This window comes from Chromobacterium rhizoryzae, from assembly GCF_020544465.1.
In the GTDB taxonomy this organism is placed as follows: domain Bacteria; phylum Pseudomonadota; class Gammaproteobacteria; order Burkholderiales; family Chromobacteriaceae; genus Chromobacterium.
Genome location: NZ_CP066126.1, coordinates 749,413 through 773,751, shown reverse-complemented (window position 1 = coordinate 773,751; position 24,339 = coordinate 749,413). Strand labels below are relative to the sequence as shown.

The window sequence follows — 24,339 nt, the reverse complement described above, 5'->3', positions numbered from 1 at the left end:
CTTCTTCAGTTTGTTAAAGATCAGTGCGTTCAAACAACGCGATCACAGTACTCATCCAAGCACTCTGATCGCGAGACTCAAACTCGCGAATAACCGATAGGCTGTAAGTACTCGATCAACAACCTTCTCTAGAAAGGAGGTGATCCAGCCGCAGGTTCCCCTACGGCTACCTTGTTACGACTTCACCCCAGTCATGAATCCCACCGTGGTAAGCGGCCTCCTTACGGTTAGCCTACCCACTTCTGGTGAAACTCACTCCCATGGTGTGACGGGCGGTGTGTACAAGACCCGGGAACGTATTCACCGCAGCATGCTGATCTGCGATTACTAGCGATTCCGACTTCACGCACTCGAGTTGCAGAGTGCGATCCGGACTACGATCGGTTTTATGAGATTGGCTCCACCTCGCGGCTTCGCGACCCTCTGTACCGACCATTGTATGACGTGTGAAGCCCTGGTCATAAGGGCCATGAGGACTTGACGTCATCCCCACCTTCCTCCGGTTTGTCACCGGCAGTCCCATTAGAGTGCCCAACTTAATGATGGCAACTAATGGCAAGGGTTGCGCTCGTTGCGGGACTTAACCCAACATCTCACGACACGAGCTGACGACAGCCATGCAGCACCTGTGTTAACGCTCCCTTTCGGGCACCACCACATCTCTGCGGCGTTCGTTACATGTCAAGACCAGGTAAGGTTTTTCGCGTTGCATCGAATTAATCCACATCATCCACCGCTTGTGCGGGTCCCCGTCAATTCCTTTGAGTTTTAACCTTGCGGCCGTACTCCCCAGGCGGTCAACTTCTCGCGTTAGCTACGCTACCAAGGATTCAAACCCCCAACAGCTAGTTGACATCGTTTAGGGCGTGGACTACCAGGGTATCTAATCCTGTTTGCTCCCCACGCTTTCGTGCATGAGCGTCAGTGTCATCCCAGGGGGCTGCCTTCGCCATCGGTATTCCTCCGCATCTCTACGCATTTCACTGCTACACGCGGAATTCTACCCCCCTCTGACGCACTCTAGTCGTGCAGTCTCCAATGCCGTTCCCAGGTTAAGCCCGGGGCTTTCACATCAGACTTGCACAACCGCCTGCGCACGCTTTACGCCCAGTAATTCCGATTAACGCTTGCACCCTACGTATTACCGCGGCTGCTGGCACGTAGTTAGCCGGTGCTTATTCTTCCGGTACTCTCAGACCCAGCGGTTATTAACCACTAGGATTTGCTCCCGGACAAAAGTCCTTTACAACCCGAAGGCCTTCTTCAGACACGCGGCATGGCTGGATCAGGCTTGCGCCCATTGTCCAAAATTCCCCACTGCTGCCTCCCGTAGGAGTCTGGGCCGTGTCTCAGTCCCAGTGTGGCGGATCATCCTCTCAGACCCGCTACTGATCGACGCCTTGGTGAGCCTTTACCTCACCAACTAGCTAATCAGACATCGGCTGCTCGTATAACGTGAGGCCTTTCGGTCCCCCACTTTCCCCCTCAGGGCGTATGCGGTATTAATCCGGCTTTCGCCGAGCTATCCCCCATTACACGGTACATTCCGATGCATTACTCACCCGTTCGCCACTCGTCAGCGGTGCAAGCACCCTGTTACCGTTCGACTTGCATGTGTAAAGCATGCCGCCAGCGTTCAATCTGAGCCAGGATCAAACTCTTCAGTTCAATTCCAAGCAAATTTTCTGGCACGCAAGATCAAAGAAACATCGAGACATTTCTCGTCTTGCAGTGCAAGTGTTTGGTCATCGACCGAGCACTTACACCTATCGGTTATTCGTTCTGTTAAAGATCGGTGCAGATCGCTGCGTTTCGTTTCCGTCGCTGCGTTGTCTGCTGAGGAGGCGAACTATACGTCAGACCCCTAAACCCGTCAACACCTTTTGCGAGAAAAACCTCAACAAAAGCGGGCACCGCAGGGCAAACCCTTGATGCGGCAAGCAATATCCGGAAAGGGTATTTGCCGACACGTCTTCCCTACCCCGCCGAACCATGAAAAACGGGCCGGCGCTTCGCCGGCCCGCACGGTTGCGGAGGCCTGAAACCGCTTAATCCTTTCTCACATCCAGCAGTTCTTGCAGCTGATTCAGCGTGGAATCGTCCTTGACCACGTGCAGCAGCCATTCTTCCAAGCTCATCTCGGCCCAGCGCGCCGCGCGTTCGGCCAATAAGGCCACCGGGCTATGCGGTTCGTTGCTGCGGAAGTAACGGGCGACTTCGCTCAACATCTGCACCGCCTCCTGGCGGCTACGGATCTGACCGTTGAAGGCGACGGGCGCCGCCGAAGCGGCGGGGGTGGGCGCGCTATAGCTTTGAGTCACGGCTTTTCTTTCCACGGCGGGTTCGACGGGAGCCGGCGTAACGCCGGCCGGCGCGGTTTGTTGACGGTAGCGCAACACCAGATCCTGGCAGGCGTAGATGCCGTTGCGGATCTCCGCCAGGCTGGGCGCTTCGCCGCCGAAGCGCTGGTCCACTTGCTCGTCCAGCGCTTCATAGCGGCCCAGTGCCTGGACCAGCGCCTCAGCCTGGCTCTGGAACCAGGCGTGGCCGGACAGGTTGGCGCTCTTTTCGAACTCGTCGCCGGAGAGCTTGCCCTCGGCGATGGCCGCGGCCTTGGATTCGGCGTCTTTCAAGCCCAGGTTTTCCACGTCGCGCGATTGCTGCCAGTCGTTCCAGCCGTAAGCGCCGAACTCCGGTTTCAGCAGCGGCACGTTGCGGATGGCCAGGCCCAGTTGCTGATTCAGCCACTCCAGCTTGCCGACGCGCTCGTCCAGATCGTGCGGGTCCAGTTCAGGATAGCCGCTGTCCCAGTATTGGCGCAGCCAGCCTTCCAGCGCGGCCAGGCCCAGGGTCAGGCCGGGAACGCCGTTGGCCTGGACCTGGGCTTCCGCGTACCAGGCCAGCAGTTGCAGGTCTTTGCTGTTCTGACTCAGCGCGTCTTCGCACAGGCGGATGACTTTGGGCCATTCCGCCGTTTTGAGCGTCTGTTCCCAATCGCCTTGGGACAGGCCCGGGTCGTCGCTGCGGCGGGCTTCGCGAATCTGGTCGAAAAGCGTGGAGTAAGCCAGGTCCTCCCCCGCCGGCCAGCCGCCGGGGATGGGGACCAGCAATTGCTGCACTGTTTGTTCGATGTTTTCCATGCTTTGTGGCTTCTATATATAGAGGTGTTGCGATCAGCCCTTGCCGACTTCCGGCATGGTGGAGATCAGCGAGGCGCCGCAGCTGACTTTATGGCCTTCCAGCGCCACCGGCTTGCCGCCGACCACCCAGCTGGGGTCGCCTTCCACGATGGTGCAGTTGACGTGCCCTTGCTGCGGGCAGGTGACGGCGTCGCCCAGACAGGCGACCTGCTTGCCGAACAAGGTGGTGCTGGATGCGGCGCTGACGACTTTGCCGCCATGATCGGTGGGGTCGCCCAATCGGATCACGCGTTTCATGCTGTGGCCTCCTCGCGCGGCGGTCTGGCCATGGCCAGCGCCACATGATCGTTGCTGAATTGAGTAATGAGGGCCGGAGCGGCCAGGCGCGCGCTGTGGCTGACGGCGGCGGCGGCCAGCATGGCGTCGGCGGCGACGCCGACGTCGCCCCACTCCCGCGCCAGATTGCTGGCCTCGTCGATGGGGTGCAGCTCCACCGCGTGGCGGTTCAAGGCGCTGGCGATGGCGGCCAGGCGCACGCCGCCGGCGTCTACGTCGCCGCCGTTGTGCACCAGCCAGCCCAGGCTGGCCGCCTTATCGTTTTCCGGCTTGGCGTCCTCCGGGCTGAACGGGTAGTCCAGCAGCGCGGCGTTGACCAAGGCGTTGTCCAGCACCGGTTGCAGTTGCCGCGTCAGTTGCAAGGCGCGCTCCTGCGGCGCAGCGGCCGCGCTGGACTGGCCCAATTGGGCCAAGACCGGCAGCTCGGCCAGGCCGGCCTGATGACGGGCCGGCACCACGCCCCAACTGCCGCCCGCGCGGCTGAAGTCTTTTTCCCAATAAGGCTGATAAGGATCGGCGCCCTCGGCCACGGCGACGGGGCCCAAATCGGGCTCCGGCAATTGCTCGCGCAGGAACAGCATGACGGCGACGGCTAGGCCCGGCTTGCCCAGCCAGCGCAGACGTTCCGCCGTGGCGGGGTCGCTCTCGTCCAGCTCTTCGCCGCCCCGCGTCAGCAAGGGTGCGTCGGCGCCCAGCATGATCACGCCCGGCAGTTCCGGCTGTTGTTGCAGCAACTGCCGCGCGCGGTCCGCCACCGTGCCGGTGCCGGCGCCCGCCAGGAAGCGCGCTTCCGGCGCCGGCCATTCGCCGTCGTCCAGCGTTTCGGCCATGGCGACCGTCTGCCATTCCTTGACCGCGGCGATCTGTTCGATGCCGGACAGGCTGGGCACCACTTCCATCACCAGCGGCAGCCAGGCCGCGCCGGGCGCGACGGCGTAGAGTTCCTGCAAGGCCTCGGTCACATGCGGCCGCAGTCCTTCCAGCGCCTCGTCGGCGTCAAGGTCGGCCGCGTCCAGGCAGGACCACAGACAGCCGTCCGGCGCTTCCGCCAGCCAGTCCGGCTCGCCATGGGCCGGCACGGCGCGCGCCCACAACCAGCGGCAGTCCACCACGGCCTGGCGTTCGCGCAGCTCGGCCAGATGCCGTTCGCGCGCGGCCTCGCGCGCGGACTGGCGCTCGGCCTCGGCCGCGCTCTCTTGCTCGGCCTCTTCCTGCTTGGCGCGCTTTTCCTTCAGATAGCCCCATAGCTTGACGCCGGCGCTGAGCAACATCGGCGGCCCCAGGTGCAGCAGCAGAATGGCCGACGGGCTGATGCGCTGCCAGCTTTGCGGCAACACCAGCCACAGCAGCCCCCACCAGGCGACGGTGCTGACCCCGAACAGGCCCAACATTTTCCACATGGACGCGTTTCCTCAGCTCAACCGCACTTTGACCTGCTCGCCCTTGAGCGAGACGGCGATCTTCTTCACCGGGCGGCCGGAAGCCATGCGCGCCAGCAGGTCGCTGGAGATCTGCGCCAGCAGGGTGCGGGTCAGGATGGCGTCGGCGTTGCGCGCGCCGCTGTCCACGTCCAGGCAACGCGCCGCCATCTGTTCCGCCAGTTCCTCCGGGAACTCCACTTGCGCGCCGTGGTTGTCGGCGATGCGCTGGCGGATTTTGTTCAGTTTGAGGCCGACGATGGCGCGCAGCACTTCGTCGCTGATCGGCAGATAGGGCACGATGGTCAGGCGGCCGAGGAAGGCCGGCTTGAACACGCTTTGCAAGGTGGGCCGCAAAATCTCCACCAGGTCTTCCGGCGTCGGGTCGCGGGTTTCGCCCTCGACGGTGACGCCGTGCTCGCAGGCGCGCATCACCAGATCAGAGCCGGCGTTGGAGGTCAGCAGGATGATGGTGTTCTTGAAATCGACTTCGCGGCCTTCGCTGTCTTCCAGCAGGCCTTTGTCGAAGACTTGGAAGAACAGTTCCATCACGTCCGGATGGGCTTTCTCCACCTCGTCCAGCAGCAGTACCGAGTAGGGCTTGCGCCGCACCGCCTCGGTCAACACCCCGCCCTCGCCGTAACCGACATAGCCCGGCGGCGAGCCCTTGAGGCCGGAGACGCTGTGCGCTTCCTGGTATTCCGACATATTGATGGTGATCAGATTGCGCTCGCCGCCGTACAAGGCCTCGGCCAACGCCAGCGCGGTTTCGGTCTTGCCCACGCCGGACGGCCCCACCAGCAGGAACACGCCCTTGGGCTTGCCCGGGTCTTCCAGATTGGCCTTGGCGATCTGCACCCGCTCGGCGATCTGCTCCAAGGCGTGATCCTGGCCGATGACGCGCGCGCCCAGCAGCGCAGCCAGCTTCTGCACCTGCTCCAGCTCATTGCTGACCATGCGGCCCAGCGGGATGCCGGTCCAGCCGGAAATCACGTCGGCGATCACGCTCTCGTCCACGCACTCGAAGGCCAGCGGCTGGAGCTTCTGCAGTTCGCGCAGCGCCTTGCGCTTGGTCTGCAACGGGCTGAGCTTCTTGCCCTTGGCCGGCTTGGCCTCGGCCTGCCGCTGTTTGAGCTCGTCGATCTCCGCCACCAGCTTTTGCTGTTCGTCCCAGGCGGCGTGCAGTTTCTCCAGGTCCGCCTGCAGTTCGGCGCGCTGGGCTTCCAGCTCCGCGATGCGTTCGGCGTGGCCTTCTTCGCGCTGCAGCGCGGCCACTTCGCGGTCGATATTGTCTATCAGCACCGACACGTCTTCGATCGGCCCCGGCTTGCCGGCGCGCGACAGCGCCACGCGGGCGCAGGCGGTGTCGAGCACGCTGATGGCCTTGTCCGGCAGCTGGCGGCCGGCGATGTAGCGGCTGGACAGATGCACGGCGGCGGCCACCGCCTCGTTGAGGATTTCCACCTTGTGGTGCTCGGCCATCGCCGGGGTCAGACCGCGCACCATCTGCACGGCGATTTCCGGCGCCGGTTCTTCTACCTTCACCACCTGGAAGCGGCGCGCCAGCGCGGCGTCTTTTTCAAAGTACTTTTTGTACTCGGCCCAGGTGGTGGCGGCGATGGTGCGCAGCTCGCCGCGCGCCAGCGCCGGTTTCAACAGGTTGGCCGCGTCGTTCTGGCCCGCCGCGCCGCCGGCGCCGATCAAGGTGTGGGCCTCGTCGATGAACAGGATGATGGGCACCGGGCTGGCCTTGACCTCGTCTATCACCTGACGCAGGCGGTTTTCAAACTCGCCCTTGACGCTGGCGCCGGCCTGCAACAGGCCCAGGTCCAGGGTGCGCAGGGTGACGCCGGCCAGCACCGGCGGCACTTCGCCGTGCACGATCTTGCGCGCCAGGCCTTCCACCACCGCGGTCTTGCCCACGCCCGGCTCGCCGGTGAGGATGGGGTTGTTCTGCCGGCGACGCATCAGGATGTCTATCATCTGACGGATTTCAACGTCGCGTCCCAGAATGGGGTCGATCTTGCCGGCCTTGGCCTGGGCAGTCAGGTCTATCGTGTATTTGTCCAGCGCCGGGCTGCCGCGCTTGCCGGCCGCGGGCGCGGCCATCGTCGGCTCCGCGCCGGCTTCGGCGGCCGGCGCGTTGGCCGAGGCCTCGCCGCCGTGCTGACGCAAGGCGGCGTAAGCGCCCTGCAGGCGGCCGGCGTCCTGGCGCGCCAGCGCGGCGGAGCCGGACTGCAACGCGCCGCGCAGCGCCTCGTCCTGCCACAGCGCCAGCAGCAGGTCCAGGGTGGACACATCGTCCTGCCCCTGTTCCGCGCTGGCCAGCAGCCAGGCTTTTTCCAGCCACTTGGGCAGCCAGCCGGACAGCACCGGATTGCGGGTATTGCCGCTGCGGAAGGCGTCCAGCGCGGCTTCCAGCTCGCGCTCGATGCGCGGCAGGTCCGCGCCCAGCGCGTGCAGCGCCGCCAGCGCGGCGTTGTTGTCCTGGTCGAACATCGCCAGCAGCGCGTGTTCGATCTCGATTTCGAAATGCGTGCGCGCCAGCGCGCGGCTGGCCGCCTGCTCAATCGCCTGGCGGGCGGTGGGGGTCAGCCTGTCGATCAGGGCTTTCAGGGATACGGACATATCGTTCCAATACGCTCAAAATGAAAAGTCGATTCCGCTCGCGCCGCTCAATGCAGCAGCGCGTAGCGCATGTCTTCAGGATCTTGCTTCTGCGGGCCCAGCCAGCAATTGCCGCCCAGGCGCAGGTCCGCCGGGCCGCCCAGCTGCGCCGCCGGCACGTCGCGCTTGTCCAGCACCAGGCTGACGTCGGCCGCCAGATTGTGGCCGACGGCGAATTGCAGCAGCGCCTGCAAGGCCTGCGCGCCGGGGCCGCCGGGCAGCAGGGCTTCGAACTGGGCGCGGCGCATGCTGCCCAAGCGCAGCTGCAGCTTGGTCTGACGGTCCCAAACCCGGGCGCCGGCGAACAAGGACACGCCCAGCTCGCTCTCGCTGTCGCCAAGCCGGCTTTGCTCCGCAGCCGGCACCTGCATCCACTGGCCGATGAATTGCTCCAATGCGGCGTCCACGCCGAAAAAGCCCTGGATCAGCGTTTCCAGCGCCTGCGCCGACAAGGGCTTCTGGCTGAGCAGGCCGGCGTAATAGATGAACAGGTTTTCGTCCAGGCTCGCGTCCGGCCCCATCTGCTTGCGCAGCTGGGACAGGCCCAGGCCGCCCAGGTCCAGCAGATTGCGGGTGAAACCGTCGCGCTCGCCGGCCTCCACTTCCAGCCAATAGCGGTATTTGCGCCAGGCGCCGAAGAACAAGGCGGTAGCGCGATGGCTGAAGATGTCCAGGAAGGCGTGCAGCGATCCGTCCTTGTACTGCTGGCGGCGCTCCAGCAGCAGCTCGGTATAACTGGTGGGCAAGGCGCCGCTGGGCCCGGTCAGCCCGATGAAGCTGACCGTCATCTCGTCGGTGGCGTCCAGCTGCTCCGGCTCCTTGGCCGGCTGATAACGACACAGCTCGCTGGGCGGGAAGGACAGCGAGGCCAGCGAGCGGAAGCGCAAGCTGGCCGGCAGCCGGCCGCGGCGCTCGCCGCGCTTGCGCGCGGACAGGCCCAGGATGCGCACCGCCTGGAAAAAACCGAACTGGCTGGCGTCGCGCGCCAGCTCCAGTTTCAGATCACGAGGGCTTCGCCGGCTCGGGCTGGCCATGAGGCTACCTCCTCGTCTTGTTGAACCGCATGCACCCGCAGGCGGGTGAAACTATTAGGCGCGCAATACAGCGCGAAGAAACGCTCCAGCACCGCGGCGAACAGATAAACGCTGCCGCCGACGTAGTAATCCGGGTCCAGCGTCAGGCGGATTTCGCTGCCGCGGACAAAGCCGCTGAAATCGCGGCCGGACACGCGGGTCACCGCCGGCTGGCTTTCTATCCCCACCACGCCCTGGATCTGGCGCACGTTCACCGGGGAATCGGTCAGGTTGTACAAGGCCAGCATTTCCTGCAAGGCGGCGCAGCCGGAATCCACGATGGACATGTAGTTAAGCGACAGATGCGACACCAGCCGCCACTGCACCGCGCGCCCCAGCGGGCAACGCTGGCTGGCGCTGGGCTTGCGCAACAGGCGCACGCGCTTGACCACGGAATGGCCCGGCAGCGAGAAATCCGTCCGCTGGGTGGACTGGCTGCCGCCAAAGGGAATCTGCTCCGGCAGATCACGGTTGCTGCACAGCAGTTCCAGGCTCAGCACCTCGGTGGCCGGCCGCACCGCGTTGAACTCCAGGTCCGCCAGGTGCAGCTCCAGATCCGTGCCCTTGTCGCTCTGGCGCGGCGAGGGCTCCCGGCTGGCGTGCCAATAAAAGCGCGGCGTCTTTTTTTCGCTGCCGTGGCGTATCGCGTAGAAGGACGGCACTTCCTCGCTGCTTTCGCCGTCGCCGGATTTCTCCACCCTCACCACGCGCTTGATCTGGATCGCCTCGTAAGCCTGCTGCTTGCGCGCGTCCACCAGCACCGGGTAACTGGCTTTCTGGTGGGTGACGCGGATGGGCTCGCCCGGCTGGGTGAACAGGTTGACAATGGGCGTGCAGCCCAGCTTCATGTGCTGGGCCTGCAACTGGGTCTGCAGCCGGTTGTGACGCTCGCTGTCCGGGTATTCGTCCAGCAAGATCCGCAGCACCAGCTTGTCGCCGTCCAGCCGCGCCACCGCCTTGTCCAAGCGCAGCAGATCGACGAAGAGGAATTTGTCCGGATAGCAGAAGTATTCGGTCAGCAGCCGGTAGCCCATGAAGGAGCGTTCGTCGTAGTCCAGCAGACCTTCCTCGCGGCCGAAACCCACCGCCCGCAGGCTGTCCGCCGGCAGCTTGCGCGTGCGGGCCGGGTCTTCGCTGCCGTCGCCCACGCTGACGCTCAGGACATTGGACAGCAGCATTTCGTACAGCAGATGCATCAGCGCCGGCTCGCCGTCCAGGAAGAAGCGCAGCGATTGCAGGCCGATGGCGTTGAGCGCTAGGCCGCCGTGAGTATGGAACTCCAGCGTCAGCACCGCCGCCGCGTCCGGCGCCAGCTGGCGCAGATAGGGCGAGCCGCTGGTCAGCTCCAGCTTGGCCTCGGTCAGCGACAGCGGATACAGGTCCACCGGATAGGCGCTGCGGAATTTGCACACCACGCCCTGCATCGCCGGCGCGTGCACCGGCTGGCCGCGCTCCACCCGGTAGCGCTTGGCGATTTCCGGCCGCTGCGGATCGCATTCGAACTGCACGATGGTGGCGGAAGGAATCGGCTGCAGATAATGCGGGTAGAGCACATTGAGGAAGCTGGCCGCCACCTCCGGATATTCGTCGTCCAGCTTCTTGTGGATGCGCGCGGCCAGGAAGGCGAAGGACTCGATCAGCCGCTCGGTGTGCGGGTCTTCGCACTGGTCGCCTTCCATTTGCAGACGGCCGGCGATCTTGGGATAGCGGCGCGCGAACTCGCCGGACAGCTGGCGCAGGTGTCCGAGTTCGCGTTCGTAATACGGCAATAAGGATTCAAGCATTAAGGCTCACGTCACATCTATTGTTGTCCGGTTGCGCCGGCGGGCTGGCCGCCGGCGGGAAACCGCTACTTCTTGGTTTTGAAATACTTTTCCAGGTCATGGTTCAGCGGCTCGCGCAGCAGCAAACCGCCATCCTCGCCCAGGCCGAAGATCAAGGAGGGAATCGCCGGCCGGCTCAGCCCCAGGTCGTCGACGGCGATGGCCAGCAGGCGGTCCGCGCGGCGCGCGGCCGGCACCTCCAGCCAGGTCCAGGCATCGGCGCTGCCCTGACGCCGCAAGGCCACGCGGGTCCAGTCGTCGGCCTTGCCGTCCCAATCCAGGATCGCATCGCCGCTGGCCTGGCTGACCGCCTGTCCCAGCGTTTTGCCCGCCGCCTCGAAGCGGACCTCGATGCCGGCCGCCCCGCCCACGCGCGGCTGGCCGACGATGGCGATCAATTGCCGCGCCGTGGCCGGCTGACGCACATTCATTTCCGCATCCGACATCAGGCGGTACTTGGGCGCCTGAGCAGGCAATTGCGCCTCCACCGTCACCAGGCCGTTGCTCACCCGCCAACGGCCCTCCAGATAATAAGCGCGGCTGGCCAACAAGGACCAGGAAGCCTGGCCGTCAGCCTGCAAAGCCAGCTCGGACTCCGTCCGGCTCTCCATCCGATAATGCCCGGCCAATTGCGCCGCCGTCAGCGGACGGTCCAATTTGCGGTAGCGCAACGCGGAGCGCACCGGAATCTCAGGGGCCGGCTTGGGCATCGTCAAGCCGCCGTCCGCCTGGATCTCCAGCTCCGCCTGGCGGAACAGGGGCTGCACCGCGTCGGCGTTGCTCAGCTCGAAACCGGCCGCCCGCTCCGTCCTGCCGGCGGCGTCCACCTCGAACCACTGCCAAGCTTGCCCGGATCCGGCCAGGCGCAGGCCCACCTTGCGCCACGCTCCCCATGCCTTAGGCTGCCAGGCGATCAGATAGCCCGGCGTCCGGGTGGCCTCGGCCTCCACTTGCCGGCCTTGATCGTCTTCCAGCAGGGCCTCCGTTCCCGCCACGCCCATGCGGCCGGCCGCCAGCACCGCCACCGTCATCATCGCCTCGTCGTAGCGGTCCGCAGCCATGAAGCGGCCGGAGGCATAGGGCAATTGCCGGTAGGCCGGCGCTTCGCCGCCTGCCGCCGCGCGCAGGACGATCCGTCCCCGCCCGCGCGTCCAATCGCCGCGCACCGTGCGCGCGCCGCTGCCCTTGATGAACCATTCAAACTGGCCCGAAGGCAGCAGAACCAGGCTGCTGGGCAACCAGTCCTCGTCGGCCGGCACATAGGTGCCGGCCGCCTTGTCCGGCGCGGCGGCCTGCACCGGCGCGCAGAGGCAGCCCAAAAGCAAAGCGGCGCAAACCCGCCAGGCTCGCTTGTTCATTCTTGAAACCCTCTCGCCATGAAGTCGATGCGCCGGGCTCAATGCCGGCCTCCCCCAATACGCTCGCCCCGCCGTTCCTCGGCCTGGCGTTGCTGCTCGCGCCGGATCTCCTGCGCTCGCGGCGCCTGGCAGATCGGCTTCTTATTGCTGTTGCCGTCGGTGAAGAACACCGTGCGGTAACGCAGATAAGTGCCGTGAGGTTCGCGCTTGCCCAGCGCGTAATGCATGAACCAGGCGCGGGAGTCGTGCACATGCTCGTCGTACAGCGCCATCAGCTTCTCGTCCTTGACCACCGCCGGGTACAAATCATTGCCATCCTCCCGCAGCATGACCAGTTCCGCCTGGCAATCGTCGCTGAACGGGCGGGACAAGCCGGTGAAGAAGGTGGCGAAGCCGCCAATCAGGTTGAAGGACAGCGAGGTTCGGCCCATGTAATCGTCGGCGAAGTCCTTGGCCCCTTCCCGCAACTGGGTCTGATCCATCACCGGCTCGTACTGCTTATTGAGGTTAGGTTTGAAACCCTCCGAAACCTGGCTCGCGTCCGCCTCTTTTCCCTTAGGCTTCAGCGTCACCCCGGTGGCAACGCCTTTGCGGCGCTGCGCCTTCCACTCCGACTCCTGCGCGTTCACCAGCCACTTGGGCGTGTCCTGGGAGTTTTTGTAAAACTCGGCGTTGCGATAACCCGGCCCGCCTTTCTCGTCGACGCCGCCTGCGTAACGGGCGATGCGCCAGGCGGTGATCTGCGCGGTCTGCCACTGCAGCAGGTCTTCCAGCGACGCGCCGCTGCCGGCATGCTGACGCCAGGCTTCGAAGCGTTGGATTAACTCCTCGTTATAAATAAACAAGCGGCTTGTCACATCGCTCATAAAGCGCCAGGGCTCGCGCCCCTCCAGCATGGCCAATTGCTCCGCATTGGCATCCTTCAGCAAGGCCTTATCTGCCTGCAAGGGCGCTCCTGCATCAAAAGCTAGCCGATACATATGCAGCAAGGGCAGTTGCGACAACAGCATGCCCTGCCCCTCGCGCGCCTTGCCCTGATCCTTGGGCGGATAACCGCCGCCCACATCGCTATGCATGCCGGGGTAGACCCATTCACCCAACACGCAGCCGGGATAACTGCGGTTGGCGATGGCCACCGAGTCCAGCGGAAAGCACAGCCGCTGCTCGTGCGCGCTGACCAGATGCGCGCAGCGCTTCAGATAGCCTGCCTCCGGCGGTAGCTTCATCGTGCCGTCGGCCCAGCCCATATGGCCTTCCGCCCCCGGCGCCAGCTCAGTCAGCCCCACCGAGGCCACGGTGTCGAACAGGCCGAGAAACTCCACCGCGACGGGGATGCCGCACAGCGTGCCGACCTCGACGTCCATTAATTCGCGCAGCCGCCACAGGAAGGAGCGCGCCTCGGCCGCGCCGCGCGAGAAGCCATAGATGTACAACTTGATGCGCAGGATTTCCGGCTTGTAGTCGGCTTCGCGCTTGGCGACAATCGGCGCCAACACTTTCTGCATCACCGCGCGGCGTTGCGCCAACGTGGTGCTGCTGCGTTTTTTGACGCCTTTGTCGTCTTCCTCATAGGTGTACTGCATGTCTTTGATTAATTGGAGAGCCGTGGCGTCGGACATTACCGGATCCCCCATCGCCACCTGCAATGCGCTGACGATTCGAGTAATCCCCCACAGAATGCGGTCTTCGCCCCCCGAGGCAAAACTCAAGCCACTGCTGCTAGGCTTATCCTCGCCGATTTCCTTGAATACTGTTCCAACACCTTGAATATAAAAGCTGTAATACCCCCACTCGTTGCCTTCACCATTACCAATAGACGCATTGAAAAGACGACGTACATTGCTGCTATTCACCGGATCGGCTTTGTCATCCGAAGGGCCATGATTATTGGTGCCATCAAAAAACAGGCTGGTATGTAGCACCTGTACACAAGGTGATGGTTGTCCCTCCTGCCTCGCTAGGCATTTGGCAAGGTCGACATCACGCTGCTGTTCACTTCTCCGCTGTATGACGCTTTGCAAATTGGTGGGCAGGTAACCCTCTCGCGGAAATCCCGGAGCAATTATTGCTGGCATTGCTGTCTCCCTCCCAAGCGTCTCACTACTTCTTGCCTCCACTCGGAAGAGGTTTTATTGCGCAAGTTGCTAAATACTTTCTGACGCTGGCCACAATCAATCACTGGATATACCTCATCGCAAGGCATGAACACCAACGATAAACCACAAGTATTTTCATAACGTGGAATAGAGATTGTTACCTTACGGTTGATATAATTCGCCTCGTGTCTCTCAAACCACTTAGAACCTTCGGCAGTGATAGAACCATACTTTCCTCTTGGCGGAGGCTTTTCTCCTCCCGGATTCACCCCTGGGCTAGGATCTTTCACCCACTCGATTGTTGCCGTCATACCTGGCTGCCACTTTTCCGGTAAATTGATGCAGCACTCCTCGCCACCAGAACCGCCAATTGCTTGGCCATTAAAGCTGGCGCGTACAATTTCCGCCTTTGGCATCGCGTTTACCACCCGCGCGCCAGCGCCTATAGTTTTGGACTGCGCCATGCTTTGACATCCAAGCAGGCTCAGGGTCAAGAACAGCCATGCACTAATAGAGAACCATTTCATCGTTTTCACCCTCAATGCTAAATTCCGATTTGCCGTTCCATTCCAAAACCATCGCCTGACAGGAACTGGCTCTAGCCGGGAATCATCCACCTCCCGAACACGTCTGCCGACCACCCAGCCGACGGATCATCTCCGGATAACGGTCTTCACGACCACGCAAGCCGCCCAACACCCGGCCCTGCTCCGCCGAATCAATCAGCGGATACACCTCATCGCAAGGCAGGAACACCAGAACCAGGGAAGACACTTTTTCATACTTGGGCACCGCCATCGTCACCTTGCGGCGAACATAATTCGCTTCATGCTCTTTCATCCAACGCTGCCACTCCGGCGGCGTCGTCCCGTCGGGATTCCAAGGCGGCGCACGTCGCCCATCAGGATTAAGCTCCGGACTCGGATCCTTCACCCACTCTATCGTCGCCGTCATGCCCGGCCGCCATTGCTCCGGCAGGCTGACACAGCACTCCTCGCCTCCACCACCGCCCATGCCCTGGCCATTGAAGCTGGCATGCACAATCGACGTGCCCACCACGGTATTCACCACTCGCGCGCCGGCGCCTAGGGTTTTGGGCCGCTCCATGCTCCGGCACCCGGCCAGGGCCAGGGCCAGCAGCAGCAAACCAATCGTTAAAGCGATCCTCGTCATGGTTTTATCCTCCATGCGGAAATACGGATTGACTCAGTCACACTGCCAACACGCCAAACGCACATGGCCAAGCCCGTCGAATTCATCTGCCTGCCGCACAGACCTTCCCTGCCCCCAAACGGCGAATGACTTCATCGTCCCACTCCGACGAAGCCAGCCCTCTCAGACCGCCAAACGCCCGGCCCTGCTCCGCCGAATCAATCAACGGATACACCTCGTCGCAAGGCAGGAACACCAGAACCAAGGAAGAGACGGTTTCATACCTGGGCACCGCCGTCGTCACCTTGCGGCGAACATAGTTCGCTTGATGCTCTTTCATCCAACGCTGCCACTCCGGCGGCGTCGTCCCATCCGGACTCCAAGGCGGCGCACGTCGCCCATCAGGATTAAGCTCCGGACTCGGATCCTTCACCCACTCTATCGTCGCCGTCATGCCCGGCCGCCATTGCTCCGGCAGGCTGACACAGCACTCCTCGCCTCCACCACCGCCCATGCTCTGGCCGTTAAAGCTGGCGCGCACAATCGACGTGCCCGCCACGGTATTCACCACTCGCGCGCCAGCGCCTAGGGTTTTGGGCGGCGCGATGTTCTGGCAAGCCGCCAGCCCCAAAGCCAAGACGCCACAAGCGCCCCACGCCAGCCATGGCATGTGCACCGCAGCCATCTCGCCACGGTTTGGCACTCGCATCACCATCCACCCTTGCCGGATTCCGCCGGCGCGTCGCAGCGCATGCGACCGCCCAGGCGTCGCGCCAGCTCCTGCCGCCACTCTGCCGAGGTTTTCTCCCGCAAACCGCTAAACACTTGCTGGCGCTGCCGGCAGTCAATCAGCGGATACACCTCATCGCAAGGCAAAAACACCAGGGACAAACCACAAGTATCCTCATAGGCCGGCACGGGGAGCGTAAGCCGATGGCGGACATAGTTAGCCTGGTGTTCCTTCAGCCAGTGGCGCCACTCCGGCGGCGTCGTTCCATCCAGATTCCAAGACGGCGCACGCCGCCCTCCTGGATTTACCCCAGGACTAGGATCCTTCACCCACTCTATCGTCGCCGTCATGCCCGGCCGCCACTGCGCCGGCAGGCTGATGCAACACTCTTCGCCGCCGGAACCGCCTATGGCCTGACCGTTAAAACTGGCATGCACAATCTCGGCGCCGGCCATGGTATTCACCACCCGCGCGCCGACGCCTATGGTTTTGGGCGATGTCGTGCAGCCGGACAGGAGCAGCAAAATCAGCCACCCGCAAAAACGCGCCCAGGCCGCGGCCATGCTCACGCCGGCTCTCTCAAGCGGCGCTCGATCAAGGGCTGGCGTTCCGGCTCCGACCACAGCTTGGCCCGGTCCGCCGCCCGGTGCGCCGCCGCCAGCCGCGCCATCAGTTCTTCCTGCGAGCTCAGCCCGTACATCGACGGCGTCAGCAGATGATCCTGACGCCAGCTTTCCGCCTGGTGCCAGACCATCAATTCGTCAATCTGCGACGGCGACAGGCTCAGGGTCTCCTCCTCCCACTGCGGCCAACTCCGCATCACGTCGACATCCGGCTCCAGACAGCGGGCGTTACCGTCACGGTCCAGCCAATGCCATTGCAAGGCCGGCTCCAACAGGAAACGCCGCTGCGCCGGCTCCAGCGCCTCGCTGACCGCGGCGAACACGCGCGGATCGTTGAAACGCAGCACGCCCTGTTGTCGGCCCTGGTCCCAAGAGGCTTGCAGACAGGCGCTCAGCCGCTCAGCCAAGGCGTCGAAATCCCAATCGCCCAACAGGGCCAGCAAGCGCGGCTCGCCCTGCCATTTATCCAGCTGCCGCGTCCATTTTTCCAATCCAGCCGGGGAGTGCAGCGGCAAACGCAGCAAGGCCGGCCCTTCGTCGGCGGCCTCGGCGTGCGGGGTCTCCAGCAAGAGGCTGCGCGGCATATGCATGGCAGGGGCGCGGCTCTGCCAAGCGTCGCCGATATCGCCCTGATCCACGATGAAGTCCAGCCACTCCAGCTCCGCCTGCCGCGCTTGCTCCAACAGCCGTTCCAGCCACGCGGCCGAAGAAGGTTTGGTCAACAGCACCGCCGGGCTCATTTAGCCGCCACCAAGGGATTGGCCTGCTTGAAGCCTTGCGCCATGCAGGTCTTGCAGACGGTGTTGGGGAAGCGCGGGAACGGCGGGGTCATGCTGGCCGGCCCGCTCCAATCGTGGCTTCCGCCCTTGAAGCTGACGGTGCCGGGCGCGTGCAGCTCTATCTTGCCGTCCTTGATCCGCACATAAGCGCCGCCGCTGGTCAGCAGAATCTCCTTCTTGCCGTTCCACAGCTGCTGGCCCTTGATGGCGGTGATCTTGACGTCCTGATCGCCGGTGACCTCGATGCTGTCGCTCTGCGCCTGCATCTGGATCTTGCCCTTGGCGGCGATCAGCTTCAGCGCGATCTGATCCTTGACCCCGGCCACGAACAGGCTGATGTGCTGGCCCACATTGTGCAGCCAGCGCCGGCCCGAGGTTTGGTTGGTGTCGCGCTGCGCCACCAGATCCAGATTGGTCCCCGCCGTCACGGTCTGGCTTTGCTGGCTCAAGCTGGCGATGCCGGCCGGCGCGGACAGCACGATTAGCGGTTGCTGGCCGGCTTGGTCCTTGGCGGTTTTGCCGTCCTTGTCGGTGTTGCTGCCAGCTTCCCAGGCTTTCAAGGCCGCGGCCTGGTGTTGCAGATGGCCTTCGGTTTTCTTGGCGGCTTTGGCGTTGTCCGCGCCAATTTCTTCCGGCCCGGTTTCCATGGTGTCGGCTTGTTGGCCGGTGGCGGTGTCGCCCAGGCTTTGGCTCAGGGCCAGGGCCGCGTCCAACTGGCTTTGCGCCTGTTCGCGCGCCAGCTGTTTGCCGGACGCGCCGTTCTGCGCTTCGGCGCTCAGCAGCAGGCCGTGGCCGGCGCGGATGGCGCCGTGGCTGTCGGTGCGCAGTTCGAAGCCGTCGCCGCGCGGCTCGGCCTTGCCGTTGCTGCGCGGCTGGGTGAGGAAGCCTTGGTTGAGTTGGGTTTTGCCCGGCTCGCTTGATAGCTTGGCGCGGACTTCGCCCGGCGTGTCGTCGAACAGCAGTTCGTTGTATTGGCCGCCCTGGTGTTCTTTGGACTTGATGCCGGACAGGGTTTTGTTGGCCGGCAAGGCGCCGGCGCCGCTGAAGTCCGGCGTCGGGTGGCTGCCGTTGTAGAGCACGCCGGTGATCACCGGGCGGTCGATATCGCCTTCGATGAAGTCGACCAAGACTTCCTGGCCGATGCGCGGGATGAATTGGTGGCCCCAGCCGGCGCCGGCGCTGGGCATGACCACGCGCAGCCAGCAGGAGGATTTGTCGTCCATCCCCGCGCCTATGCTCGGGTGTTCGTCCGGCCGCTGCCAGTGGAATTGCACCTTGATGCGGCCGTGCTGGTCGGTGTGGACTTCCTCGCCTTGCGGTCCCACCACGGTGGCGGTCTGTACGCCACGGGACTTGGGCTTGGCCAGTTCGGTGTGGGCATAGGCCGGGGTCAGCGGCACGCCGCGACGCTGGGCGTCGAAGTCGGCGCGGAAGGGTTGGGCTTCCTCGGCTTTTGCCAGCGCTTTGAGGTCCGCCGGCAGGTTGTTGCGCGCGCTTAAGGCTTGGCGGGTGACGACGAATTCGCGCTGTTCGCTGCTGTCGCCGTCGTGGGCCGGATGGTCGTCCAGGCGGAACCATTGGCCGGCGGCCAGGCCGCGCACCGAACCGCCGCCGCTGAACTGCTTGGCGTTGAGGTCATGCGCTTGCTGGCGCAGCTGGGCGTAGTGGCTGAGCTGGTCGGCGTCGCCGGCGTAGTACAGCGATTGCGGGTCGTAGTCGTGCAAGGAGGATTGCAGCGCCTTGCCGTTCTGCCCCTGGTCGATGCGGCTGTCGTCGCCGCTGTGCTGGGTCTGCACCGGCTGGTAGTCGAAGCTGGCCAAAGCCACCGCGCCGGGCACGATCTGGCGTTGGGCATTCCACTCGGTCAGGCCGTCTTCGGCTTCGGTGGCGTCGCTGCGGTGGAAACGCACCCGCTCGACGCCGGCCGGCGGCAGGCTGTAGGGGTCGTCGAAGGCGACCAAGCGCACTTGTGGCGTGTCGCCGTCCAGGTGATCGAAACGCCAGGCGTAACCCTCTTCGTGCAGCAGGCGCACGATGAAGTCGTAATCGCTCTCGCGGTATTGCAGACAGTAGCTGCGCGGCGACGCCGGGCCGGTCTTGAAGTCCTGGGCCTGGACGCGGGCGAACACCGGATTGGCCTGCTGATGCTCGCTCAGAATCTGCGTGACGATGTCCGGCACCGACTGGTCCTGGAACACCCGCGAGCTGACGCGATGACGCAGCAGCGCGAACGGCGGCTCTATGGTCAGCTGGTAGCGGCTGAAGCCGCCGTCCGAGCCCAGACACTCGGCCTTGGACACCACGCCGCAGCGCAGGCTCTCCGCGCCGGCGGCGTCCAGGATGCCGAGCCGGGCCGGCAGGCCGAGCAGGCTCTTGAGTTCGATCTTGCCGTCCGGAGACAAACAGCTCAGCTGGTAGGCGTAAGACCGGGACACGCCTTCTTCGCCGGCCAGGCTCAGCGGCAGCAGTTGCTCGGCCGCCACGCTGCCGTCGCCCAGGCTGAGGGTGAGTAGGCGCTGGTCCTGGTTGAAGGCGGAGGCGAAGCTGGCGAGCAGGGTGCTGGGGTCCATGGCGTTAACCTGATTCAAATCGACTGCGCAATTGGCGAGTCCTTAAGCAAACCGTGCGCGGCCGCGCCGGGTTTGCTTAAGCACCCGAAAACGCCCGGCCGCCCGCTTGCGCTGGGCGGCCCGGCGCCGAGATTCAGTTGGCGATCAGACGCACCGCGTGCAGCTGACGCTCGGTGTCGTAACGCACGGTGATTTTATTGGCCGGCACGCCGGCGTCGCTCAGGAACTGCTTGACGGCGATGGCGCGGGTTTGCGCCGCGGCGCGGGCATTGCCGATGTCGCCGCGGTAGCAGTGGCCGCGCACCAGGATGGATTTGGCGGTCTTGAGCTTGGGCAGCAGCAGTTGCAGTTGAGCCTCGCCCACCGGGGACAGTTTGGGGCTCATTTTTTCAAACGGGATCAGGTTGGGGTCTATGGCCATATTGGCGGCCACGGCCTTGTCCAGCGCGGCCTTCTCTTCCGCCGCCTTGATCACGGCGGGGTCGTTGGAGGCTTGTTGAGCGTTAGGATTGGTCTTGCAGCCCACCAGCGACAGGGCGAGCGCGGCGACCATCAGCAAACGTTTCATAGCATTACTTCCCGGATTGACTTTGACATGGGTAAAGGACATCCCGGAGCCCGCCGCGGCCAATCGGCGCGCGGCGGCCCCCGGGGTGCCTTAGAGTCTGTTCAAAGCCCGGCGGTCACGAGCGAAACAGGGCGAAAACAGCGGAAGAAACGGACTGGCCCTAGGGCGCATGAGCATTCCGAAGCGGTACTCGCCGTGCAAGGTCTCGCGCACGCCGCGGACATTGAACAGATTCTTGCAACCCGCCCAGGGCAGTGGGCGGGTTGGCACTTCTTCGCTACTGAGACTTAGGCGATCGCTTTGTTGGCGGTCAGGTCCCAGCCGGAGCTGACGTTACCGCCGCCGGCGCCGTCAGCGCGTTTCTGCTGGGTGTAGGTCCACTTGATCTTGCCGTAAGTGAAGCTCACTTTTTCGCTGGGGAAGCCGTTGTCGTTGGCGGAACCGTGCGGCTCAACCTTGGCGATCAGGACTTGCTCCATCTTGATCTCCATGTACTTCACCTTGTCGCCACCGGCACGGCACAGTTCGATGGTGATTTCCTTGATGTGCTGGCCCTTGCAGCAGGCTTCGTAGATCTTCGGGCTGGCTTTGTCCAGGAAGTGGGTGATTTCGTAAGCGGCGTGGTTCACGCGCTCGGCGGTGGCGCCGCCGGCGGAGCTGGCGGTAGCCTGGGCCGGCTGTTCCAGTTTGTGGGCAAAGGACTGGATTTCGATCCAGTCTTTGTGCTTGTCGTCGCTGCTTTCGCCAGGAATACCGTCAATTTTCAGGAATGCATCAAAAGCCATTTACTTCTCCTTAGAACAAAGGTCAAAAATTGGAGGCGAGCCCTCCCATTCCAAAAGACGCCCGCGCCCGCCGCCGCGCCGGAACCCGGCGGACGCGCGCAGGCTCTCCAGCCTTAACCCGCCGGCTGCGGCAGCTCCGCCACCAGACGCAGGGAAATGGTCAGTTCATCCAGCTGGAAATGCGGCCGCAGGAAGGCGGCGGCGCGATAGACGCCCGGTTTGCCCGGCACTTCCACCACGTCGACGCGCGCTTCGCGCAGCGGGTATTTGGCTTTGGCTTCCTGGCTGGCGGAGTCGTCCAGCAGCACGTATTGCGCCAGCCAGGTGTTCAGGAAGTCCTGCACGTTCTGGCGCGAGGCGAAGCTGCCGATTTTGTCGCGCATGATGGATTTCATGTAATGCGCGATGCGCGACACCGCGAAGATGTAGGGCAGCTGGGTGGACAAACGTGCGTTGGCGTTGGCCGAATCGGTGTTGTAGGTCTTGGCCTTCTGCACCGATTGACCGCCGAAGAAGGCCGCGTAGTCAGTGTTCTTGCAGTGCACCAGCGAGATGAAGCCCAGATCGGACAGCAGTTTTTCGGTGCGGTCGGTAATCGCCACTTCGGTGGGGCACTTGAGCGCCACTTCGCCGTCGTCGGTCTTGAAGGTGTGGGCCGGCAGGCCTTCCACCAGGCCGCCGCCTTCCACGCCGCGGATGGCCGCCAGCCAGCCGTATTGGGCGAAGGCGGAGGTCAGGCGCGCGGCGTAGGCGTAGGAGGCGTTGGTCCACAGGTATTTTTCGTGGGTGCTGCCGTCCACGTTTTCCTCAAAGTCGAATTCCTCCACCGGTACGTTGTCGCGGCCGTAGGGCAGACGGCCCAGCACATGCGGCAAGACCAGGCCGACGTAGCGGGAGTCTTCGGATTCGCGGAAGGATTTCCACTTGGCGTATTCGACGGTGTCGAAAATCTTGGCCAGATCGCGCGGCTTGCCCACGTCGGTGAAGCTCTCCAGGCCGAACAGGCCGGAGGAAGCGGCGGTGATCAGCGGCGCGTGCGCGGAGGCGGCCACGTGGGACAGTTCGTCCAGCAGGTAGAAGTCTTCCGGGTGGCGGGTGAATTCGTAATCGCCCACCAGGCCGGCGTAAGGCGCGCCGCCGAAGGTGCCGTATTCTTCTTCGTAGATCTTCTTGAACAGCGCGCTCTGGTCGAACTCCGGCGCCGCCTTGAAGTCCTTGACCAGGTCTTTCTTGGAGGCGTTGAGCACCTTGATCTTGAGCATGGTGCTGGTTTCGGACTCCATCACCAGGTATTTCAGGCCGCGCCAGGAGGCTTCCAGCTTCTGGAAGTCGTTGTGGTGCATGATCTCGTTCAGTTGCGAGGAGATCAGCGCGTCGATCTCGGCGATGCGCGCGTCTATGCTGGCGGACAGATCACGCGATACGCTGACGCTGCCTTCCAGCACCTGGTCGACCAGTTCGCCGATCAGGTCGCGGGTGTGGCCCTTCTCGTTGTCGTTGGTGGCGACGCGGCTTTGCTCGATGATGGAGTCGAGCAGGCTGCCTGCCGCCGCCGGGGCTGCGGCCGCGCCGGCCTCAAGTTGTTGTTCTGCGCTCATCTATCACTCTCCCGCTTTGTCCGGATGCGCGGCCTGGCTGATCGCCTTCAGCTTTTCCGTATCGCGCACCACTTCGTCCAGCAATTCTTCCAGCTTGTCGTTGCCCGCCATCTTGTTGCGCAGATCGGCCAGGCGCTTGCGCGCGTCCAGCAGCTTTTTCAGCGGCTCGACCTGATCCACCACGTTCTGCGGCTCGAAATCCGCCAGTTCGTCGAAGTTCAGCTCCATCGCCAGCTGGCTGCCGTCTTCTTTCAGCTTGTTGTCCACCTTGATGGCCAGGCGCGGCGCCATGCCCTTGAGCACTTCGTCGAAGTTGTCGCGGTCGATCTGAACGAACTTGCGTTCCTTCATCTTGGGCAGCGGCTCCTTGCTGTGGCCGGAGTAATCCCCCAGCACGCCCAGCACGAAGGGCAGTTCCTTGGTTTCGATGGCGTCGCCGATTTCAACGTCGTAGGTGATCTGCACGCGCGGCGGGCGTACCCGCGACAGTTTTTTCTGTGTGCTTTCTTTGGCCATGATGGTTCTCTCTCAAGTTCACAAAGCTCTGATTGGAGCGGCTTCGGCGAATGTCGCCGGCCGCTCCGGTGTTACGCCACTACTCAGGCCACGCTGCGCGACAGGCTGGACGCCACCTCGCGCAGCTGCGCCACCGAAATGGACGGATCGTTCAGCCTCCGCCCCAGGATGTAAGCCGCTTCGGCGTAGGCCTGGTGGTTGCGCCACGGCGCGTGCGGCTCGGCCACGTCGACGATGAAGCGGGCGTCCAACTGCCCTCCCCAGCACTGTGCGACGATCTGTTCGTTCAAATCTCCCGGCAGCAAGGCCAGGAAGCGGCCTTCCGGCCGCTGAATCAGCAGGCATTGCTCCGCCTGTCCCGCCTGGCCGGCGGTGGCCGCCTGGTACAACGACAGCCAGGTGGCCGCGGCCAGCATGTCTTCGCCGTCGCGGTCCGGCAGCGGCAGCAGATAGGTTTGCGCCGTCAGGCTGCCCTGGAACTTGCGCAGCAGCTGATGATGGAAGGTGAAGGCCAGCAGCACCGTCTCCAGATCCGGCAGCCCGCGGCCGCTCAACAACCGGCTCAGATGGGAGGCCGGCGTCACGCTCAGATGCCGTTCCAGCAACTGCTGGGCCAGATCCAGATCCGCCACGGAGGAAATGCCGAACAAGGACTGCTCCTCCAGGAACTGGCGGCAGGCCAACATTTCCACCGCGTTGTCGATGGCGCTGCTCAATTGCTCCTTAAGGCCGGAGAAGAACAGTTCGTTGGCCAGCATCAGCACCGACAACGGAGGCAAGGCCGCGTCGCAAGGCATCAGCGAAGCCGCCACCAGCGGGTAATTGCGGCCGCTTTCGTCGCGGCTGGGCTGCATCACGCCCAGCGACAGCCACATCTGGTCGCGGCTGCGCAGCACGAAGCTGGTGCCCGGCATCGCGCGGTAGCGCTCCACCGCCTCCGGGCCGGATTCCAGCCCGCCCAGGCTTTGCGCCAGCAGCTGGTCCAGCTGGGTGGCCGCCGGGTGGGTGGCGTTGACGCGGACGAAATCGCCGCGGCGCGGCAATTTGCCGAAAATGCAGAATTGCGGAGGCGTTTCCTGCGCCCGCTTGAAATTGAACGCCATGACT

General features: G+C 63.8%; 19 protein-coding genes and 1 rRNA gene. All 20 read right to left on the bottom strand.

All coding sequences use genetic code 11. From position 1 onward, the window contains the following. Positions 1-132 precede the first annotated feature (132 nt). Positions 133-1,668: ribosomal RNA gene (locus JC616_RS03550) — 16S ribosomal RNA — on the bottom strand. Between the two features lie 380 nt (positions 1,669-2,048). Then, positions 2,049-3,140 carry a type VI secretion system protein TssA gene (tssA, locus tag JC616_RS03545; protein WP_107798038.1) on the bottom strand — a complete coding sequence of 364 codons (1,092 nt, stop codon included), beginning with the start codon at positions 3,138-3,140 and terminating at the stop codon, positions 2,049-2,051. Between the two features lie 33 nt (positions 3,141-3,173). Beyond that, a complete protein-coding gene (locus tag JC616_RS03540) occupies positions 3,174-3,437 on the bottom strand; it encodes a PAAR domain-containing protein (RefSeq protein ID WP_043641377.1) in 264 nt (87 codons plus the stop codon). Then, the gene (locus JC616_RS03535) at positions 3,434-4,876 is read right to left on the bottom strand and encodes a hypothetical protein (protein WP_227106746.1); all 1,443 of its coding nucleotides are present in this window, start codon (positions 4,874-4,876) and stop codon (positions 3,434-3,436) included. The genes JC616_RS03540 and JC616_RS03535 overlap by 4 nt, the downstream gene beginning before the upstream one ends. A gap of 12 nt (positions 4,877-4,888) precedes the next feature. Further along, positions 4,889-7,522: a type VI secretion system ATPase TssH gene (gene tssH / locus JC616_RS03530; protein ID WP_227106744.1), complete on the bottom strand. Its 2,634-nt coding sequence runs from the start codon at positions 7,520-7,522 to the stop codon at positions 4,889-4,891. A gap of 47 nt (positions 7,523-7,569) precedes the next feature. Continuing rightward, complete coding sequence (gene tssG / locus JC616_RS03525) at positions 7,570-8,595, bottom strand: type VI secretion system baseplate subunit TssG (RefSeq protein ID WP_107798035.1); 1,026 nt, start codon at positions 8,593-8,595, stop codon at positions 7,570-7,572. After that, on the bottom strand, positions 8,559-10,418 hold the full coding sequence (tssF, locus tag JC616_RS03520; RefSeq protein ID WP_227106742.1) for a type VI secretion system baseplate subunit TssF: 1,860 nt from the start codon (positions 10,416-10,418) through the stop codon (positions 8,559-8,561). The genes tssG and tssF overlap by 37 nt, the downstream gene beginning before the upstream one ends. 65 nt (positions 10,419-10,483) lie before the next feature. Then, positions 10,484-11,815, bottom strand: a complete 1,332-nt coding sequence (locus JC616_RS03515; RefSeq protein WP_227106740.1) for a hypothetical protein — start codon at positions 11,813-11,815, stop codon at positions 10,484-10,486. A gap of 38 nt (positions 11,816-11,853) precedes the next feature. Further along, positions 11,854-13,890 carry a T6SS phospholipase effector Tle1-like catalytic domain-containing protein gene (locus tag JC616_RS03510; protein WP_227106738.1) on the bottom strand — a complete coding sequence of 679 codons (2,037 nt, stop codon included), beginning with the start codon at positions 13,888-13,890 and terminating at the stop codon, positions 11,854-11,856. Then, positions 13,878-14,438, bottom strand: a complete 561-nt coding sequence (locus tag JC616_RS03505; protein WP_227106736.1) for a DUF3304 domain-containing protein — start codon at positions 14,436-14,438, stop codon at positions 13,878-13,880. The genes JC616_RS03510 and JC616_RS03505 overlap by 13 nt, the downstream gene beginning before the upstream one ends. Positions 14,439-14,520: 82 nt before the next feature. Next, positions 14,521-15,084 carry a DUF3304 domain-containing protein gene (locus tag JC616_RS03500; RefSeq protein ID WP_227106734.1) on the bottom strand — a complete coding sequence of 188 codons (564 nt, stop codon included), beginning with the start codon at positions 15,082-15,084 and terminating at the stop codon, positions 14,521-14,523. An 82-nt stretch (positions 15,085-15,166) separates the two neighbouring features. After that, on the bottom strand, positions 15,167-15,778 hold the full coding sequence (locus JC616_RS03495; protein ID WP_227106732.1) for a DUF3304 domain-containing protein: 612 nt from the start codon (positions 15,776-15,778) through the stop codon (positions 15,167-15,169). After that, positions 15,772-16,356, bottom strand: a complete 585-nt coding sequence (locus tag JC616_RS03490; RefSeq protein WP_227108528.1) for a DUF3304 domain-containing protein — start codon at positions 16,354-16,356, stop codon at positions 15,772-15,774. Before JC616_RS03490 ends, JC616_RS03495 begins: the two co-directional genes overlap by 7 nt. A gap of 2 nt (positions 16,357-16,358) precedes the next feature. Beyond that, complete coding sequence (locus tag JC616_RS03485) at positions 16,359-17,144, bottom strand: DUF4123 domain-containing protein (protein ID WP_227106730.1); 786 nt, start codon at positions 17,142-17,144, stop codon at positions 16,359-16,361. 8 nt (positions 17,145-17,152) lie between these two features. Beyond that, complete coding sequence (locus JC616_RS03480; protein WP_227106728.1) at positions 17,153-19,765, bottom strand: type VI secretion system Vgr family protein; 2,613 nt, start codon at positions 19,763-19,765, stop codon at positions 17,153-17,155. Between the two features lie 133 nt (positions 19,766-19,898). Next, entirely contained in the window at positions 19,899-20,333 is a 435-nt protein-coding gene (locus JC616_RS03475) for an OmpA family protein (RefSeq protein ID WP_158274210.1), read from the bottom strand. Between the two features lie 287 nt (positions 20,334-20,620). Continuing rightward, positions 20,621-21,118 (bottom strand): Hcp family type VI secretion system effector, encoded by a 498-nt coding sequence (locus JC616_RS03470; RefSeq protein WP_043640831.1) that lies wholly within the window; start codon positions 21,116-21,118, stop codon positions 20,621-20,623. 113 nt (positions 21,119-21,231) lie between these two features. Continuing rightward, entirely contained in the window at positions 21,232-22,716 is a 1,485-nt protein-coding gene (gene tssC, locus JC616_RS03465; RefSeq protein WP_107798026.1) for a type VI secretion system contractile sheath large subunit, read from the bottom strand. Positions 22,717-22,719: 3 nt separating this feature from the next. Further along, positions 22,720-23,232, bottom strand: coding sequence for a type VI secretion system contractile sheath small subunit (gene tssB / locus JC616_RS03460; protein WP_227106726.1), 513 nt, complete (start codon positions 23,230-23,232; stop codon positions 22,720-22,722). 83 nt (positions 23,233-23,315) lie between these two features. Continuing rightward, the gene (gene tagF, locus JC616_RS03455) at positions 23,316-24,335 is read right to left on the bottom strand and encodes a type VI secretion system-associated protein TagF (protein WP_107798024.1); all 1,020 of its coding nucleotides are present in this window, start codon (positions 24,333-24,335) and stop codon (positions 23,316-23,318) included. Positions 24,336-24,339 lie beyond the last annotated feature (4 nt).